Annotated in this window: 17 protein-coding genes and 1 pseudogene; 6 read left to right on the top strand and 12 right to left on the bottom strand. The window is 37.5% G+C overall.

The features are described 5' to 3' along the window. The first annotated feature begins 73 nt into the window (after nt 1–73). From ACFSR8_RS06830 to arsC, 4 genes are all read left to right on the top strand, one after another. Entirely contained in the window at nt 74–1,288 is a 1,215-nt protein-coding gene (locus ACFSR8_RS06830) for a hypothetical protein (RefSeq protein WP_380290372.1), read from the top strand. Nucleotides 1,289–1,390: 102 nt separating this feature from the next. Next, nucleotides 1,391–2,501 (top strand): peptide chain release factor 2 gene (gene prfB / locus ACFSR8_RS06825; protein WP_380290370.1). Its coding sequence is split into 2 segments (ribosomal slippage): nt 1,391–1,453 and nt 1,455–2,501, totalling 1,110 coding nucleotides; the frame shifts between segments, so codons are not numbered across the junction. Continuing rightward, nucleotides 2,498–3,118 (top strand): HAD family hydrolase, encoded by a 621-nt coding sequence (locus tag ACFSR8_RS06820; protein ID WP_380290368.1) that lies wholly within the window; start codon nt 2,498–2,500, stop codon nt 3,116–3,118. Before prfB ends, ACFSR8_RS06820 begins: the two co-directional genes overlap by 4 nt. Then, nucleotides 3,115–3,456 carry an arsenate reductase (glutaredoxin) gene (gene arsC / locus ACFSR8_RS06815; protein WP_380290366.1) on the top strand — a complete coding sequence of 114 codons (342 nt, stop codon included), beginning with the start codon at nt 3,115–3,117 and terminating at the stop codon, nt 3,454–3,456. Before ACFSR8_RS06820 ends, arsC begins: the two co-directional genes overlap by 4 nt. Nucleotides 3,457–3,463: 7 nt before the next feature. Here the strand turns inward: arsC and ACFSR8_RS06810 are convergent, their stop codons facing one another. The 3 genes from ACFSR8_RS06810 to ACFSR8_RS06800 form a co-directional block, all read right to left on the bottom strand. Next, entirely contained in the window at nt 3,464–4,507 is a 1,044-nt protein-coding gene (locus ACFSR8_RS06810) for a glycosyltransferase (RefSeq protein WP_380290364.1), read from the bottom strand. A 160-nt stretch (nt 4,508–4,667) separates the two neighbouring features. Then, complete coding sequence (locus ACFSR8_RS06805; protein WP_380290362.1) at nt 4,668–4,844, bottom strand: hypothetical protein; 177 nt, start codon at nt 4,842–4,844, stop codon at nt 4,668–4,670. Nucleotides 4,845–4,937: 93 nt separating this feature from the next. Beyond that, nucleotides 4,938–5,579, bottom strand: coding sequence for a peroxiredoxin (locus ACFSR8_RS06800; RefSeq protein ID WP_380290360.1), 642 nt, complete (start codon nt 5,577–5,579; stop codon nt 4,938–4,940). A 184-nt stretch (nt 5,580–5,763) separates the two neighbouring features. Between ACFSR8_RS06800 and fumC the strand changes: the two genes are divergently transcribed. Next, complete coding sequence (gene fumC / locus ACFSR8_RS06795; RefSeq protein WP_380290358.1) at nt 5,764–7,161, top strand: class II fumarate hydratase; 1,398 nt, start codon at nt 5,764–5,766, stop codon at nt 7,159–7,161. A 155-nt stretch (nt 7,162–7,316) separates the two neighbouring features. Here fumC and ACFSR8_RS06790 read toward each other — a convergent pair whose 3' ends face one another. Then, nucleotides 7,317–7,892 (bottom strand): Crp/Fnr family transcriptional regulator, encoded by a 576-nt coding sequence (locus ACFSR8_RS06790; protein WP_380290356.1) that lies wholly within the window; start codon nt 7,890–7,892, stop codon nt 7,317–7,319. Nucleotides 7,893–8,040: 148 nt separating this feature from the next. Next, a complete protein-coding gene (locus ACFSR8_RS06785) occupies nt 8,041–8,925 on the bottom strand; it encodes a chromosome partitioning protein ParA (RefSeq protein ID WP_380290354.1) in 885 nt (294 codons plus the stop codon). Nucleotides 8,926–9,210: 285 nt separating this feature from the next. On the opposite strand from ACFSR8_RS06785, the gene ACFSR8_RS06780 reads away from it, so the two are divergent. Then, the gene (locus ACFSR8_RS06780) at nt 9,211–10,164 is read left to right on the top strand and encodes a bifunctional helix-turn-helix transcriptional regulator/GNAT family N-acetyltransferase (protein ID WP_380290352.1); all 954 of its coding nucleotides are present in this window, start codon (nt 9,211–9,213) and stop codon (nt 10,162–10,164) included. Nucleotides 10,165–10,268: 104 nt separating this feature from the next. On the opposite strand, the gene ACFSR8_RS06775 is transcribed toward ACFSR8_RS06780, so the two are convergent. From ACFSR8_RS06775 to ACFSR8_RS06745, 7 genes and pseudogenes are all read right to left on the bottom strand, one after another. Then, a complete protein-coding gene (locus tag ACFSR8_RS06775) occupies nt 10,269–10,658 on the bottom strand; it encodes a hypothetical protein (protein WP_380290350.1) in 390 nt (129 codons plus the stop codon). 65 nt (nt 10,659–10,723) lie between these two features. Then, nucleotides 10,724–12,418, bottom strand: a complete 1,695-nt coding sequence (locus tag ACFSR8_RS06770; protein WP_380290348.1) for a hypothetical protein — start codon at nt 12,416–12,418, stop codon at nt 10,724–10,726. Between the two features lie 116 nt (nt 12,419–12,534). After that, nucleotides 12,535–13,053 carry a hypothetical protein gene (locus ACFSR8_RS06765; protein WP_380290346.1) on the bottom strand — a complete coding sequence of 173 codons (519 nt, stop codon included), beginning with the start codon at nt 13,051–13,053 and terminating at the stop codon, nt 12,535–12,537. A 180-nt stretch (nt 13,054–13,233) separates the two neighbouring features. Then, a complete protein-coding gene (locus ACFSR8_RS06760) occupies nt 13,234–14,469 on the bottom strand; it encodes a DUF6638 family protein (protein ID WP_380290344.1) in 1,236 nt (411 codons plus the stop codon). Next, nucleotides 14,469–14,902: pseudogene (locus ACFSR8_RS06755) on the bottom strand (RDD family protein). The gene ACFSR8_RS06760 and the pseudogene ACFSR8_RS06755 overlap by 1 nt, the downstream one beginning before the upstream one ends. Before the next feature lie 11 nt (nt 14,903–14,913). Beyond that, nucleotides 14,914–15,498, bottom strand: a complete 585-nt coding sequence (gene nudK, locus ACFSR8_RS06750; RefSeq protein WP_380290342.1) for a GDP-mannose pyrophosphatase NudK — start codon at nt 15,496–15,498, stop codon at nt 14,914–14,916. Nucleotides 15,499–15,543: 45 nt separating this feature from the next. Beyond that, a complete protein-coding gene (locus ACFSR8_RS06745) occupies nt 15,544–17,508 on the bottom strand; it encodes an AAA family ATPase (protein ID WP_380290340.1) in 1,965 nt (654 codons plus the stop codon). Between the last annotated feature and the right edge of the window lie 15 nt (nt 17,509–17,523).

Genomic DNA, 17,523 nt, shown 5'->3' with positions numbered 1-17,523 from the left:
CTTTTGCGCTAAGAAATAATATTACAATATTTACTCTTAAATACTATTATTAACAATAAACCTATCTTAGATTATGAAAACAAAACTATTATGCTTTCTTTGTGTTACCCTCATGATCCTTTCATGTAATAAAGAAAACCTAGAAGTTCATGAGGAACTTTCATCCTCAAGTGAACTTTTGAGCAAAAAAAAGAAAGCGAAGACTGAAAAAGCCGAAACTCCTGACGATTCAGACTGCAAGGCATGTATCGTAATTGACGCTGATAGAGACCCCTGGGGAGCTATTGAACCTGCAGGCAATTTTTGGTGGTCCTTGGATAACACCAACGATTGGAACGTACCTTCAACTTATTTTGCCTCTTATGGAGATGGCTTAACTTTTACGGAATGTCATGATGGCACTGCCCATATCAGCGGAACTTCTATGAATAATAATGGCTGTAAGGTAACCATTGATGTTTGGCTTAAAGACAAAAAATCATGGGCCGAGTGGTCTGCCGACGGTGGTGGTCACAAAAAAGAAGGTACGGCCGGTAACGCCTCAAATTCTGAGGAGATGTACTTTTATATTATCGACAGTGAAAAAAGTACTATTATAGCCGAAGGAAACTGTGTAGACTACCAAAATAATGATATCACAGGCACATATAGCGTTGAGCAACGCCCTGACCCTAATGATGATAGCACACCTAATTTTGGAGTCCATGTAGGACCTGGTGGAGCTAATTTTGATTCAAATATCGGCGCATATGGGCTCGCAGGATGGGGTTGGCTAACCGACAATACAGGAGCACGCGTGTGGCCAATCGACTTTAACTTCCGTATAAAGTGCCCTCCTCCTTCTGGCGGTGGATGTGGCGAAACTGCATATGCAATCGGAAATAGTGACGACGAATACACATGCTTTACCGACGACCCAACCCTAAATGCTAACCGATGGGGATGGACTATAAAAATGGAGGAAACCGTAGGAGGGGCAACAGTTAAGACTTTTGACATCTATGCTGGTGCTGGTCAATGTGATGTTTCAAAAGGAGCTTTTGTCGGAACAGCAACGGCTACTTACGAAAATGGAACCGTTAGTATTGATTACAATCTGGCAGATGGAGCTAGCTTGACCGAAGAACATTTTTATGCTGGCACAAATAAGTATCCAACTAATAAAAAAGGGAAAGTTACTTTGGCTCCTGGACAATATTCCATTGGAACTGGACTTTCTGGTGATATATATGTGATTATCCACTTTGGTGGTGTTTGCACCGGAGGCAGCACCCCTGATGCCGGGTAGAATAACGTAAACTTAAATTGAAAAAGCTTGGGTGTTAAACCCAAGCTTTTTTTTGTTGTGGCAGATGGATTTTAATTTTAAATTTGACAAAAAATCTTATCCATGATAACATCCGATCAAATAAAAAATCTTAATACCCGCCTTGACAAACTAAGGCACTATCTTTGACATAGATGCCAAACTGATAGAAATACAAAACGAAGAAGAACAAACCTTTGACCCTAATTTCTGGAACGACCCAAAATCAGCGGAAGTTGTAATGAAATCCCTAAGGGTAAAGAAAAAATGGGTTCAGGATTATAAAGATGTCAAAACTTTAATCGAAGATCTTGAAGTCATTTATGAGTTCTTCAAAGAAGGTGAATCTACCCAAGAGGACGTTGAAAATCGTTATAGCAAAGCTTCCAATCTTTTGGAGGATATAGAATTCCGAAACATGCTTTCAGAAGAAGGCGATAGCTTAAGTGCAGTACTCCAAATTACGGCCGGTGCCGGTGGTACCGAAAGTTGCGACTGGGCCAGTATGCTGATGCGTATGTATTTGATGTATGCCGAAAAGAACAGCTTTAAAGTGAAGGAACTCAACTTTCAAGAAGGCGATGTAGCAGGTATAAAAACTGTAACTTTGGAGATTGAAGGCGATTTTGCCTTCGGTTGGTTAAAAGGCGAAAATGGAGTTCACCGTTTGGTACGCATCTCCCCTTTTGATAGCAATGCCAAACGCCATACCAGTTTTGCTTCGGTGTACGTTTACCCTTTAGTGGATGATACCATCGAAATTGATATCAATCCTGCCGATATTGAAATTACCACGGCACGTTCAAGTGGTGCCGGAGGGCAAAACGTCAACAAAGTTGAAACCAAAGTGCAGTTGACCCACAAACCAACAGGCATTCAAATTTCCTGCTCCGAAACACGATCACAACACGACAACAGGACAAGGGCCATGCAAATGTTGAAATCCCAATTGTATGAAATTGAACTTCAAAAACAGCTGTCTCAAAGGGATGATATTGAAGCCAGTAAAATGAAGATTGAATGGGGAAGCCAAATCCGAAACTATGTGATGCACCCTTATAAATTGGTAAAAGACGTGAGAACCAATCACGAAACTGGCAATGTAGATGCTGTTATGGACGGCAACATCGATGCCTTTTTAAAAGCCTATTTAATGATGATGGGGCAAAAAGAGGAAGATACTTCCCAATTATGACAAAAATAGATACCATAATTTTTGATTTGGGAGGGGTTTTGATTGATTGGAATCCTGAATATGTTTTCCTTAACGCTTTTAAAGGCGATAGGGAAAAAATGCAATGGTTTTTGGAAAATATCTGTACCATGGCTTGGAACGAGAACCAAGATGCTGGTTATCCGTTGGAAAAAGCTACTAAAGACCTTGTTGAAAAGTTTCCGGAGCACGAAAAGTATATTAGAATGTACTATGGTGAATGGGAAAAGATGCTAGGTGGTCCGATTGTAGGATGTGTTTCTATTCTTAAATCATTGGCTGACAATAAAGATTATAAAGTTGTTGCACTGACCAATTGGAGCAGTGAAACGTTCCCAATTGCCAAAAAACGATATGAGTTTTTAAGTTGGTTTGAGGGTATCGTAGTCTCTGGAGAAGAAAAAACACGGAAACCCTTCAAGGAAATTTATCAAATCGCAATACAAAGATTTAACCTAGTTCCTGAAAAAACGATTTTTATTGATGACAATATCCTCAATATTAAAGCTGCCAATGCACTCGGTATTAAGGGCATTCATTTTAAAAACCCTGCACAACTCATTTCAGAACTAGAAAACTATAAAATTCAATTATCATGATAAAAATCTACCACAATAATCGTTGCAGTAAATCACGAAATGGTCTGGAAATTTTAGAAAAATCAGGGAAGAAATTTGAAATAGTGAAATACCTTGAAGATGTTCCCTCTAAAGCTGAATTAAAGGATATTATAGCCCTGTTGGGTATAAAGCCTATTGAACTTGTTAGAAAAAACGAGGCAATATGGAAATCCGATTTTAAAGGAAAGGAACTTTCGGACAATCAAATTATTGAGGCTATGGTTCAGTATCCCAAATTGATCGAGCGCCCAATTATTATTAACGGTAAAAAAGCTGTTGTAGGTAGGCCCCCTGAGCATATTTTAGATATTATTTAAAACAAATCTACCTGAAATTTAGTTCAACAAATTTTAGTCGCACCAATAATCTTAGTGGATAGAGCATCAAGAAAAAGAGATACTTGTTATTAAATAGTTTGGTGGTCAGTTCGTGCCTTTTTGAAAAGCACTTATCCCCGATAAAATTCACCATAGGGTAGGCATCCACATCTTCTAGTCCTTTTAGTATAAGATTTATCTTTGGTATGGAAATGTTGACGTAGAGGAACTTCTGAAAGAGAAAATAAACATTAACATCGCTCCAAAACTTTAAACTTTCGATCATTCCTGAAAATCTTGGTCGCCTTTTTTCCTCGAGCTGATCGGAAATATCACGTAATTTATGAACAAGTGCCTGACGCTTAAATATCCTTCTTTTCAAATGATTTACATTCCTGTTATTTGACCCTGAAGAAGGCACCTGTACATACCTATGAATTACATTGGGCAGATATGCAAATCTTTCTACCACGGCAAACAATTGAAACGTAAATGGCGTATCACACATTGGGTTGTCTTCCAGCTCAAACGTTCTATTATTCTTTACCAAGAATTCTCGGTTTACAATGTACCAATTAGCACCTGAGCGAGGGTTTTTAGCTTGCGCCCAATATTCAACACCTGTCTGTACTTCAATGTTTTCCACATCGATTTCATCATCTAATTCATGAAGATCCAATTGTTCAGTTTCAAAAGAATCAAAACCCAATACTTCTAAATTGTTTTCATCCATGATTTTTAGAAGTGTACCAAAAGTGTTATTGGCTACGTAGTCATCACTATCGATTTTGTAGATGTACTTGCCTGTTGCCAACTCCAGAAGCCTGTTACTAGTTACCGTAATACCGGCATTACTTTGCCTGTGAAGTTTTACGTTCTCAGTTTTCTCGATATAAGATTGAACTACTGAAACACTATTATCTGTAGAACCATCATCGATAACGATAATTTCATAGTCCTTGGGGTCGACATCTTGTTGGATTAAACTTTCCAGGCAGTTACCAATATACTTTTCAGTATTGTACATTGGAATTAGAATACTTAGGAGCATACAATCTTTTTTGCCAAGATATCGTTAACCTGTGGATTAGATAAATAATTTCGACGAGAAGCTGAAATCCACTGAATATCAGGTTGTTTTTGTAAGTATCGAGACACAAAAAAAGGAAACCATAATGGTTTCCTTTCTGATATTTTTAATGAAAAAGTTTCTAACTTTCTAAACGTTGCGCTTTCTTTTCCTCTCTTCTTTCTTTCAAACGCTCAATTAAAGAACCACCGATCCAGTAAGGAATCACGAAAGTCAATAAAAAAATCATTAGCCAAAACCCAATGGTCAAAATGGTTAAAAACGCTAAAAACCCTAAATATTGGTCAAATTCAAACATAATTGTCAGTGCCTTTTAAAAATCTTTCGCAAAGATAGTGCAAAGGTTATTCTTATACAATATCAAAATTAAATTTATTAACAAGCTTTTCAACTAGTCTAAATTCGGCTGCGGTGTCATCCGCAAATAAGGTTTTACTTCCTTATGCCCCTTAGGGAAAAGACTTGGAATATCCTCGGTTGCCACCGTTGGCACCACAACTACATCCTCTCCATGTTTCCAATTGGCAGGTGTTGCCACTTTATGATAGGCAGTTAATTGTAACGAGTCGATAACGCGAAGCAACTCTTCAAAGTTTCTTCCCGTTGACGCTGGATAGGTAATGGTCAGCTTCACCTTTTTGTCTGCACCAATTACGAATACTGATCGCACTGTGTGCTTACTATCCGCATTGGGGTGAATCATATCATATAGTTGGGATACTTTCCTGTCCTCATCTGCAATTATCGGAAAATTAACGGAAGTATTTTGCGTTTCGTTGATATCCTTAATCCAACCTTTGTGGTCTTCAATACCGTCCACACTTAAGGCTACCACCTTAACGTTGCGTTTGGCAAATTCGTTCTTATATTTTGCAACGGTTCCCAATTCCGTAGTACAAACGGGGGTGTAATCTGCAGGGTGGGAAAATAAAATGCCCCAGCTATCCCCTAGCCATTCATGAAAATTAATTTGTCCTTCCGTGGAATTTGCTGTAAAGTTTGGTGCTTCGTCACCTAATCTAATTGTTGCCATGATATTTTTTTGTTTAGTCGTTTTTAAATAATTTTTAATCCTACTAATTTAATCGATTTTACTGTTTTGAAGTAATTAAATTCGTTATTTTAATGTTAAAAGAAGCCTTAAAAACTAACAATAATCATTCGATAAAACCGTACAAAAAAACTAACTTTGTAGCTTACTTTTAATATCCAAAATAATGAGTTTCAGAATAGAAAAAGACACCATGGGCGAGGTAAAAGTGCCCGCCGATAAGTTATGGGGAGCCCAAACAGAACGTTCCAGAAATAATTTTAAAATTGGCCCACCTGCATCCATGCCTTTGGAGGTTGTTTACGGTTTTGCATACTTAAAAAAAGCAGCAGCATATACCAATTGCGAATTGGGCGTATTACCAATTGAAAAACGGGATTTGATTGCCAAGGTATGTGATGAAATTTTAGACGGCAAACATGATGACCAATTTCCTTTGGTGATATGGCAGACGGGTTCTGGTACTCAAAGTAATATGAATGTTAATGAGGTAATCGCCAATAGGGCCCACCAATTGGCAGGAAAAGTAATTGGTGAAGGTGAAAAAACTATTCAGCCTAATGATGATGTTAACAAATCTCAATCTTCAAACGACACCTTCCCTACAGGCATGCACATTGCCGCCTATAAAAAGGTAGTTGAAACTACAATTCCCGGGGTAAAGCAACTTAGAAATACACTGAGTAAAAAATCGGAAGCCTTTAAGGACGTCGTAAAAATCGGTAGAACTCATTTAATGGATGCCACGCCCCTAACTTTGGGTCAGGAAATATCTGGTTACGTTGCTCAATTGGATCACGGGATTAAGGCATTAGAAAATACTTTGGGGCACTTAAGCGAATTAGCCTTAGGGGGTACGGCCGTAGGAACAGGATTAAACACACCAAAGGGCTATAGTAAACGCGTGGCCGAATATATTGCCGAATTCACTGGATTGCCATTTGTAACTGCCCCAAATAAATTTGAGGCACTTGCGGCACACGATGCCTTAGTTGAAACCCATGGGGCGCTGAAACAGTTAGCCGTTTCATTAAATAAAATTGCAAACGATATCAGAATGATGGCTTCTGGCCCACGTTCAGGTATTGGAGAAATTATTATTCCCGCCAACGAACCCGGTAGTTCCATCATGCCTGGAAAAGTGAATCCCACTCAATGCGAAGCATTGACAATGGTATGTGCTCAGGTTATAGGAAACGATGTCGCTGTTACTGTGGGAGGAACTCAAGGGCATTATGAGTTGAATGTTTTTAAACCTGTGATGGCAGCCAATATACTGCAATCAGCTCAACTTATTGGAGATGCTTGCGTAAGTTTTGATGTAAACTGTGCAGTTGGCATTGAACCAAATCATGCCGTGATTAAACAGTTATTGAATAATTCACTAATGTTGGTAACAGCTCTTAATACGAAAATTGGATACTATAAAGCTGCTGAAATTGCCAATACGGCACACAAAAATGGCACAACCTTGAAAGAAGAAGCCATTAACCTCGGTTACGTCACGGCTGAAGATTATGATGAGTGGGTAAAACCTGAGGATATGGTTGGAAGTATGAAGTAAATAAAAGTAGTAGAAAAAAATAAAAAGCAGGTAATTAAATTACCTGCTTTTTTTTGGCTGGTTAGCTATTAATCCTCCTAAATCACATACTTCTAAGAAGACATCTAGGCAAAGATATAACTAACCAGACTTTTAAAAATTAACAATTGTTAATATTATAATTCTTTCAACTTTTTTCTTATTCTACTTAACTGGACAGGGGTGATGCTTAAGTAAGAGGCAATATGATATTGAGGGACTAAAACATCAATATTTGGAATATCTTTTTTCAATTTTTGATATCTTTGAGTGGCATCAAGAGAAATTAGCTCCAATTGGCGTTTTTCATACCTCATAAATACCTGCTCCAGAATTCTACTGTACAGATTATTTACCTCAATATCCGTTTTGCACAAGGCCTGTAATTTGTAATAGTCTATTTCATAAACCTCACAGGCTGTGATAGTTTCGTAAACAATCTCCGAAGGCACTTTTTTAATTAGTGCGGTTAACGATCCAGCAAAACTCATCTGAAAGAAAAAACTTTTGTTGTGTTCCTTTCCAGACTCTGAGGTAATATAGGCTCGCATTACGCCAGAGGTAAGTAAATAAATTTTTGAGGGTACCTTTCCGAATTCGGCCACTTGAATATCGGCTTCAAATTTCCTAAACTTGGATATATTTTGAAGTTTGGCGAAAGTCTCTTTTGATATGTCACCAAAAGAGTTTAAAAAGTTAAACTGCTTTTGCACGGGTTAGGGTTGGTTTGGTCCATGCAAGATAGGCGATGTTCTGAGAATTAAGAAAAATAATCTACCACTGGTCATTATTTGCCAATGAAACATAAAAAAAGCCCAAAAGCAATAACTTTTGGACCTTATATTGAAATTTATATGGTAACTACTTCAAAGTAAATTCAGAAGTTGAAACTAAGTCCTTTTGATTGAAAACGTTCACCACATAACGACCTTTTTCAAATTTGTCATCACCTTTTGAGGCGACAAACTCACAAACATTTAAGTTGGAATTTTCGTAATTAAACTTGCTTACCACACTGTAGTTCAAAGTTTTTTCTCCAAAAACAACCTGTTCGTTGGCTCCTAAAGTATTGTTTTTAGGATCGATTACCTGAACATAAAGCTCTTGGTCTCCAGCCTGTACCAATGGGTTTTTAGCAACTGTAAAGCAAACCCTGATTTTATCTGCTCGGCCAGCACGTTCGGTTGGGATCAATTTACCCGAAGTTCTTTCAATAACTCCAAAACCTTTTAAATCCAAAGTGTTCAAAATTGAAGCATTTTCAACAACTTCAGCAAGGGCGGTATTTTGAACCAATAGGGAGTCAGTGAACATCGTACGCTCTTCCAATCTTACTCTTGTACTATCCAAAGAAGTAGCTAGATATGAATTCTCTACTCTCAAAGAATCATTTTGAGCTAGCAATACATCCATCTCCTTTTGAAGTGATCTGTACTTGGTTTTATAACGCCATAAGCTTTTTACATTTGTTTCTGAAATTCTTAAAGAATCAATCAACCCTTGTATACGCTCTCGGGCATCAATTAAATTCTTATTGGCAATTTCATTTTCACCAATGGCTTCATCATATTGCTTTGCCATGGCGTTCAAATCGTTCATTACCAGTTGTTTTTCTTCTGTTAATTCTTTTTTAGTTTCGTTGCTTTCCTTATACAGATTCATTGTATAAAAACCGGTGGCTAAGAATAAAACCAATGCAACTCCTAAAGCTATCTTTAACCCAGTATTACTTTTGCTGTTTTCCATAATTATTATTGTTTTTAGTTTTTAAGTAGAACAATTTGTTAGCCCTGCTTTCTGTTTATTTGGCTGAAAAACTATTTCCTTTGTGTCTTTCAAATGCATATACGCGCAACAGCCTCGTTTAGATGTCTTTACGTTAGAAGTATTAATTGATAAATTTTTAATTAATTGAATTTCAATAGATTAAAAGTATAAATTAGTTAATTAAATTTTTGTTAAGTAGCTCCAATAGCTTGTAAAATAAAATTAATATATTTGCATAAGCACTTATATAAATGAGAATGTAAAATGGATGCATTACAAGGTTTTGGTGAATTGGGCTTAGGCTCGCGGTTGAAAAGAATCAGCGAGCACCTCATGAAGGAAGGGCAATTGATATACGATCATTTCGAGATCGACTTTGACCCTTACCTTTTCCCTGTTTTTAAATTGATAAGTCAGAAAGATGGCATCACCAATACCGAAATTTTTAATGCCGTGGGCCTTACCCAACCAGCTGTAACGCAATCAATCCACAAACTGACGAAAAAAGGTTTGATTGAGTTGATCGACGACGACAGTGATAAGCGCAGAAAAATAATCCACCTATCACCAAAAGGAAAAACACTCTTAAAACAGCTTCAGCCAATTTGGAAAAGTATCGATTCCGTTATAAAATCGTTCGGTATGGAAACCTCATCATCATTAATTTCACATTTGAACAGTTTTGAACATAAACTGAAAACCCACTCTTTTAGTAAATCCGTAATTAAAAGCTTGGGAAATCGACACCACTCCATTCAAATTTCAACATTTCAAAATTCGGAAGCAGAAAAAACCGCTTTTTATGATTTAAATGAAGAATGGTTGCGTACCTTCTTTTATGTCGAGCCTTTTGATGAAGAGGTATTGAGCAACCCGGACAAATATATTATTGACAAGGGCGGACACATATTTTTTACAAAATTGAATGGCGAAATAGTTGGCACAGTTGCGTTAATGCCATTGCCAAAACAAAACACATTTGAATTGACGAAAATGGCCGTATCCCCAAAACATCGAGGCCAAAAAATCGGGCAACAATTAATGCAATACTGTTTGGATTTTGCCAAAAACCTGGGACTGCCCAACCTTATCCTATACTCTAGCAGAAAACTGGAAAATGCAATTTACATTTATCGAAAATATGGTTTTGTTGAAATTCCTGTGGAACCAGATTGTCACTACAAAAGGTGCGATATTAAAATGGAAATCGTGTTTTAATTGGAGTTTTCTAAATGGTTCTCTAGTTTTTCACAGTAATCTCTATTTTCAGAACATAAAACGCTTAATGTTTCTATCAAAAGCTGATTTAGTTGTTGATTATTCTAATCAATTTGGTGAGCCAATGAAAATTCCGAATAAGCACCTTCCGTATTTCCAACAGCCAATCGGTCTATACCAGAATTCAATAAAAAACCAAAAGCCTTAGTATTCTCTATACTATTATTATGCTCCACCATTGTATTAAGATTTTTTTGGTAGTGATTAAATCTCAAACAAAACATCACACTAATAAAACCGATGAGTAAAATAAAAAGTAGCTTTATTAAACCACGCTCTATTCTATTTTCAGGTTTATGGAATTTTAGTTTAAATTCTCTGCGGTCTTCGGTCAGTGGAGTAAATGATGGCACGTTCCCATGCTTTACAAAAGGCTTCTTTGGTCTCCTTTTGTACACGTAACTTTGCATTCCAAAACCCATGTACCCAAACATAATTTACTTTATGCTATAGGTATATGTTTTTGGGAAAATGTTACTCAATAAAACACAACAATTATTTAATTGCTCAAAGATTTTAAAGAATCAATCTGGCGCTGTAGGATTTCAATTTTTTCGGTATTTTCATCCACAGCAGGAATCACTTTAAGGGAATCTACGGTTTTTTGCACCATATCAATCGTTTTGGTCTCCTCCACAAAATAGTAACCTATACCCTCACTGGCACGCCAGGCTTCGTTTAATTGGTCATAAACCGTTTTGTCCCATTGGCTGGGATGCTTTACATCGATCCAAACCACGTCGCGATATTCGCTATCAATCAATACCAAATCCGGGGTAGCAGAACCGTCAAATTGTTTGGAATTGGTATCGCTGATGGAGGACACCGTACCCATAAAAAACATACGCTTTTTACCAGCAATATCTTTGATGTAAGGCCTAAATTCCACAGGTGTATTAGCAGTCCAGTCGTACTCTTTTCGAGATTCCTGAACTTTTAATGGCATTGCAGAAACACCGGCATAACCCTGTTTTTTTGATGCATGGTTATAATAATACAGTTTATCAGTCCCATCGGCGGGGACAAATACGCTAAAGCTTAAGCTAGTACGCTCCTCTCCTACCGGCTCCAAGCCAAACCAATGGTACAAGCCACTGTAAGCACCGGTTTCAGTGTTTGAAAAATCAAAATCTGTAACATAGGGTTGCTGATTTTGGTCCTTGGGCATTTCGGGTATTTTAACCGCAGTTTCCATATTCCATGGTAATGGGTCACTAAACCCTCCCAAGAATTTTAGGGACTCTGCTTGCAACTGCGAAACCTTTTCTGCTAAGGTGTTCTGTCGGGTCAAGTACTCATGGTTTTTCATATTTTCGGCGCTAACATAGGTGCCTTTTCCGATTAAAATCCGTTCGAGATAATCCTTGAAATCATGCTCGCCATTATCAACTACCATTACACCTCCGAAGGTAGGATAAGGAAACAAAAAGCCTTTCCACTTAATTAAACTTACTACCTGCACCCATTTTCCAGCATCATTCTTCATGTAATAGGTATCGCTTGGTTCCATTGTGAATAGCTGAAAGAAATTAAAACGCTGCACCACAGCATTATAGGTGTTCCTGCTAAATTTTAAGGACTCACCAATTGAAAACGTCACAGGAATACGGTTCTCACTTGAAAACCTAGGAAAAGGTGTAGTACTGGATACTGCAAACACTTCTTCGGTATTATCCGTCATGCCTTGCCATACATATTTTTCAGTGGGCTGAATGGCCATGGTCCATTTATTTTCGTCACCGATTCTAACCAAATGCGGTAAAGACACGTCTTTTGTTTCTCCAACACTTTCGTTCGCCATAGAGAAAATATTCCGTAAAGGTTGAATACGTTCATTTTGCGTTAAAGGCAATTCATGTATTTCGACTTTATTAAGATGATTGAATACGTTGTAGGTTTTCATGTAATCGTACATTTTGAAATGCCAACCCACAAAATATAAAATTCCAAAAAACAATATGAGCATACCTAGAGTGCCAAATCTTCCACCTGTACTTGCTGATTTTCTGAACTTTCGTAATCCAAAGAACAAAACCAAGCCACTTAATAAAATGACAAAAATATATTTGCGGATAAATAATAATGCAGGTTGATAGTCGTCTCGCAAAACAAAAAGTAGAATCAATAAAATGAGCCCAACGATGACGGTAATCCTCTTCTGTTTGCCGCCTTTATTCCAATAATTTTTTATCATAATTAAAAGCCCTCCTTAATCCTCCCATGGGGAGGAAACTACAGCGGGGAAACTGTACTTTAAATTTTTTATTACCCAACCTGTTTGCCTACTGAGTACTTAATACTACCAACTGTCTACTTTAAATAGCCCTTATCCTTCAAACGGTCTCTGGCACTCTTTTTATCTGCCTTTGACTCTTCTTTTGGGGGCCCAATTTCTTCTTTAATATCTTCTTTTTTTAGATCTTCAATAAAATCCTTGCCTTTCTCGATAGTATCCTGTACTAAGTCTTCTAGCGATTCACTTTTTTCATCAATAACTTCGCTGGATTTGAAAATAAATCCCGCCAAATAAGTCCCCACTAAGGTACCAACAATCATTGATGCAAAAATGGAAATTGTAGCAACATTGATAGGTATTAAAAAACGTGTGACTACAATACCGATTAAAAATAAAAATCCGATAAAAACCAGCCGAATGATAAATTTCTGCTGATATACGAAACCCGCTTTGTCCGTAGGTTTCATTTGCAATTCTTTGGAATACATCAGTTTATTAAAAAATCGATAAAGTTTGTTACCATGGGATTCCCGCCAATAGATTAGTGCACCGAAGAGAATTGATGCTATAAAAATTATTAATTCTAGTGTCATTTCTTTTGTTTTTTTGGCTCTCCTCCTTTTGAAGGAGGAGTGTCTTATGATTTTTCGAAAATCATAAGACGAGGTGGTTATTTACCCTTCCGTCTTTAATTCCTTAAAAGAATTAAAGCCACCTTCCCTTCAAAAGGGAAGGAATCATTATAGTTTGTTTATAAAATTAGTCTAAAAAACTTAAATATTGTTACTAATCGTTTCCACAACCCAATCCTTAAAGGACTCGTCCCAATCTTTAAACTTCTCGTAAAAATCCGGTTTATCGTACCAATACCAGTAAAGCACGTCCTTTGGCGAAATATTCATCAAGAGTTTCCAAATCAAATCCTGATGTTTGGGCTCCAAAGAGGAATGTGGTTTGTGCAATGCCACATACAATTTATCATCCACCATATCGGCAATTTTAAATTCATTGCTCACTTCCAGTTTTTCCAGATAGCGCTCCACACTCATTATCTTTTTTCGGGATTTGATGTCCAATTTGTTCAAATAGCTTTTGAAAAGAATCGGGTCATTTAAAATATTCTTAACGGGATGTTGCGTTTTTTTTAAATGCGAAAACATCTCAAATTTTTTCACCCTTTGGAAACGCTCGGTTTTAACGACCTTTTCCAAATCGCATTCAATAATGGAATGGCTCTGGAGTTTTTCAATCAACTCAGGTTGTTCAATATGATAAATTAGCACATCGTGAGTGGTGTCTTTGATAGCTTCACTATGCCACTCCTCATTTTCAAAAATGGCTATGGGCACAATAAAATCCCTTAACAAATACACCCCGCCAAAAGCGCGAGTGTAAAAAGAATCCGTTGCGTATTGCAGTTCGTGCAAATCCAAATCCCTATCCCGGAGGTCGCCATGAGCTTTTGCTGAATCCAAGAGCTTTTGGTGCATGGTTTCACTGATAAAATTATTGCTCCTGTTGAATTCGGCAACCAGTTCCAATTGTTCTTCCTTTACTTTATCGAGGTTATCAATGAGGTGAAAATGAATGGTGACGTTCTTATATTTCAATACATCCAATGGTTCATAAAAGGCGTCAATGCCTTGGTCAAAATCTAGACAGATAGCACAATCCCGAGTAATATCCTTTATTTTTTCTCCGTGAATTTTAAAGACGAATTTCATCATATCCCTATCGAACGTGTGAAAAGCCAAGTACACTGGTTTTCCTTTTTGGCGTGGTGAAATCAAAATGCCGTGTGGATTTGCCTCCCCGTTGTTCAAATAATTGATGTCCTTCTTTTCCTCAGCTACTTCTGGGCTCCAACCAATACCATCAATATGAAAGGTTTTAAGTTTTGTTTCGGTAAATCCCAGTTTTACCAAGCATTTGTTGTAACGCTCCACAAGTTTCCCACTTACGGGAATCAACTCACTTCTGTATAGGTTTGCTTGTTTCAGTTTTTGCATTACTTACTTTTTACAACTATAGTTTTGGCAACAAAATCTCCAATACGTTTTTTTTGTTTATTAGTAGCTGATATTATAATTCCTAAAAAGAAAATGAAATCTATAAAGCCCATTAAAAATCTAATTAGAGCCTTACCAATTCCTATCCTTTCAAAATCATCTGAAACCACTCTTAAGTTTAATAAGCCTTTACCAATTTCATCCCAAATATCCCTTGAGCTAATGGCCATAAACAAAAACCTATTAAAAACATAAACAATGCTGGTAATCCGTTTAAATTAAAACCCATTTCACGTTCTAAAGGTTCCCCAAAAAAAATACCAATAACAACACCTATTAACCAATAGATAAAAAAGTCAATTAGAAAAGCACAAATTCTATATCTTATTTTAGCTATTTCTGGTTTATTATCTACTTCGAACTCTTCAAACATGCATTATTACTTTAATCAATCAACTTATGAATAATAGCATACTGCAACAACACAATAGTGCGCGTGTCCACAATTTCGCCATTATGCAACATATTCACGGCTTTTTTAAAAGGGATTTCCATCACTTCGATGTCTTCTGCTTCGCTATCCAGTCCACCACCCTCGCTCACTTTCATATCATCAGTGTACTCCCCGATAAAAAAGTGCATCTTTTCAGTCATCACCCCTGGTGAAGAATAACCTTCATATACTTTTTTAACCGATGTTACACGATAGCCTGTTTCTTCCTCGGTTTCTCTTATAATGCACTCCTCTGGGTTATCCTTGTCCAATAAACCGGCACAAATTTCAACCAACATGCCATCTTTATTGTCATTTAAATAGGTGGGTACTCTGAATTGTCTTATTAAAATGACGGTTTTCTTGGTGGTATTATACAGCAAGATACCTGCACCATCGCCCCTATCGTACACTTCCCGCATTTGGTTAACCCACTGGCCATTGGGCATCAAATAGTCGAAGTTGTACTTTTTTAGGATATAATAATTATCCGAAAGTAGGCTGTTTTCTATGTTTTTGATTTTATTGTTGCTCATTTTATAATTTGAAAAGGTCTCTGCTATGCTCGCTCAGATAGTCTCTTAGTTTTTGTTTTCAAAAGTTTGTCGTGCCTCCATTTCAATGTTTAGCTGATTCACTCTTGCATCGACTTTGCGCTTAAAGTCGGTATCCGCAATGGTGGCCACATTATCCAAGTAACGCACCACTTCCTGTCGGCGAATTTCAGAGAAATCCAAGCCTTTCATATTGGCACGCATCAATTCTTGAAGCATATTAAACTTAGTATCATACTCCTGTTTAAAATAGATTTCCGGATTTTGAAACCAATCTTCTTCCAAATCAAAATCCGTCAAGCGAAGGGAAACTGTACTTTGAATATTCCTGACATCACGCGATGAAAAGAAAGGAAACGCTTCCTGCATATCCTTATACAAATTGGCATAAAACAGATGCTGATTCGTTTTGAATTTTTCCTCCACTCGGTTGTAAATCTCATGTACGCGCTCTTCTGAAGGCTTATCGGTCAATTTTAATATCTCGCCCATGTTTTTAGCCAAGCCCTGGTCCTGCAGATAGCTGTAATTTTCTGGCCCCTGCATATTGATAAAATCGGGCATGGTATCTTCCAGCTTGCGCCACCATAAATGGTCCTGATCTAAAAAGTCATGTTCGGTTCTTGCCCCATCAATTTTAAAACGTCCCTGAACACGTGAAATCACAGCCTTATCCAGCATTTCGGGCAAATTCGTAAATAACCCAATGGAACTATTCCCATAATTTACCGCATAAGCCCCCTCGGTATATCTCAAAAATACACCAATCACTTCCTTAACCCCTGCCGAAACACCTTGAGCCGTACGTTCCTGTAAATTGTTTTCGGCATCATCAATCGGCGCAAAAATCAATTTTGTTGGGTCTTGCATAGGCTTCATCCATTCCACCATTTTTTCAGCCGAACCACCTTGAAATGTAGATATCAATGTATCTGGCATGGGATGAAACAAAAAAGGAATATCTAAAGTATCGCAATGTTCTTTTAGTCGCGTAGCAATGGCCGCAATCAACATACTTTTCCCAGTTCCCGGAATACCATAACCCATAAAAACGGGCATAAAACCACCGAGCTCCTGAAATGGGTTTTTCTTGGCCGTAAAATCATAACTTAACAAGCGTTCCGTCAATCGTCGGGCAAAATGCTTGGCATCTCTATTCCCAACAATTTGTTCAAATTGAATTTTATTGAATTCCACACTTTTGGCAGTACCCTGAAACACATTATTCCAACCTGAAACTGCAAATTCGGAGTTTTCCAATTTATAGGTGCGGTCCTCAATCGTTTCGGTATATTCCAAAGAACTTTTTCGCAATTGGATTTCGTCAATCAAGGCCTCAAAATACACCACCGTGAAATCAGCAACATCCTTATCGGATTTAATAATTTCGGGATGCCCTAAATATTTGTCGAAATAAAACAGTGCGCAAGAAATGCCCTTTATAGGCGATAGTAAAGATACCTCAGGGATACCGGCAAACTTCTGCTTCATCACACTCAAATCGTCCGAGGCATGAGGTTTTAAATCGTGAAGAATTTTATACGCCATAGCAAACAACATAAACGCAGTAGCCGTGTGCATTTTGCTCTCAAATTCCCGCATCCCGTTTCTATCCAATGCGGATTTATTCTCATTCAGACTCGATAAACCAGACGCATCATAGTAACTGTCCTTTATCCAAATTCCCAAAGTAATTCCTTCTTGAACCGCATAAAGTGTTTGATTCAAATAAATAGGAATTGCAACCGAATCGGGCAACAACCTCTTTTTTAAGGCCAAAATGGTTTTTGATACCGATGTGATTTCAGTAGCACTAGAACCGTTATTCGCCCTGGACAAATACAACAGAATAGATTCATCTTTGCCATCCTTATCTCTGTTTTTGGCACGAGCCCCTTGCTCCCATTGTACGCTTTTTAAATAAGACGAAGCCTCGTCCCGAAGCACATCGAGTTCTGATAGTTTTATGGGGAAAGTTGAGTTGTGTTCCATGTATTAAGTTAAAAG

Origin of the sequence: Hyunsoonleella rubra (assembly GCF_042684665.1) — a bacterium.
In the GTDB taxonomy this organism is placed as follows: domain Bacteria; phylum Bacteroidota; class Bacteroidia; order Flavobacteriales; family Flavobacteriaceae; genus Jejuia; species Jejuia rubra.
This window is presented reverse-complemented; position numbering and strand designations above follow the sequence as displayed.

What these genes read in the sequence shown, in the direction of transcription:
- nudK (WP_380290342.1), bottom strand. Translation starts at nt 15,498, where the DNA reads ATGAGCAACAATAAAATCAAAAACATAGAAAACAGCCTACTTTCGGAT.
- ACFSR8_RS06760 (WP_380290344.1), bottom strand. Translation starts at nt 14,469, where the DNA reads ATGCAAAAACTGAAACAAGCAAACCTATACAGAAGTGAGTTGATTCCC.
- ACFSR8_RS06805 (WP_380290362.1), bottom strand. Translation starts at nt 4,844, where the DNA reads ATGTTTGAATTTGACCAATATTTAGGGTTTTTAGCGTTTTTAACCATT.
- ACFSR8_RS06775 (WP_380290350.1), bottom strand. Translation starts at nt 10,658, where the DNA reads ATGTTTGGGTACATGGGTTTTGGAATGCAAAGTTACGTGTACAAAAGG.
- ACFSR8_RS06830 (WP_380290372.1), top strand. Translation starts at nt 74, where the DNA reads ATGAAAACAAAACTATTATGCTTTCTTTGTGTTACCCTCATGATCCTT.
- ACFSR8_RS06810 (WP_380290364.1), bottom strand. Translation starts at nt 4,507, where the DNA reads ATGCTCCTAAGTATTCTAATTCCAATGTACAATACTGAAAAGTATATT.
- ACFSR8_RS06745 (WP_380290340.1), bottom strand. Translation starts at nt 17,508, where the DNA reads ATGGAACACAACTCAACTTTCCCCATAAAACTATCAGAACTCGATGTG.
- ACFSR8_RS06800 (WP_380290360.1), bottom strand. Translation starts at nt 5,579, where the DNA reads ATGGCAACAATTAGATTAGGTGACGAAGCACCAAACTTTACAGCAAAT.
- ACFSR8_RS06780 (WP_380290352.1), top strand. Translation starts at nt 9,211, where the DNA reads ATGGATGCATTACAAGGTTTTGGTGAATTGGGCTTAGGCTCGCGGTTG.
- fumC (WP_380290358.1), top strand. Translation starts at nt 5,764, where the DNA reads ATGAGTTTCAGAATAGAAAAAGACACCATGGGCGAGGTAAAAGTGCCC.
- arsC (WP_380290366.1), top strand. Translation starts at nt 3,115, where the DNA reads ATGATAAAAATCTACCACAATAATCGTTGCAGTAAATCACGAAATGGT.
- ACFSR8_RS06770 (WP_380290348.1), bottom strand. Translation starts at nt 12,418, where the DNA reads ATGATAAAAAATTATTGGAATAAAGGCGGCAAACAGAAGAGGATTACC.
- ACFSR8_RS06820 (WP_380290368.1), top strand. Translation starts at nt 2,498, where the DNA reads ATGACAAAAATAGATACCATAATTTTTGATTTGGGAGGGGTTTTGATT.
- ACFSR8_RS06785 (WP_380290354.1), bottom strand. Translation starts at nt 8,925, where the DNA reads ATGGAAAACAGCAAAAGTAATACTGGGTTAAAGATAGCTTTAGGAGTT.
- ACFSR8_RS06765 (WP_380290346.1), bottom strand. Translation starts at nt 13,053, where the DNA reads ATGACACTAGAATTAATAATTTTTATAGCATCAATTCTCTTCGGTGCA.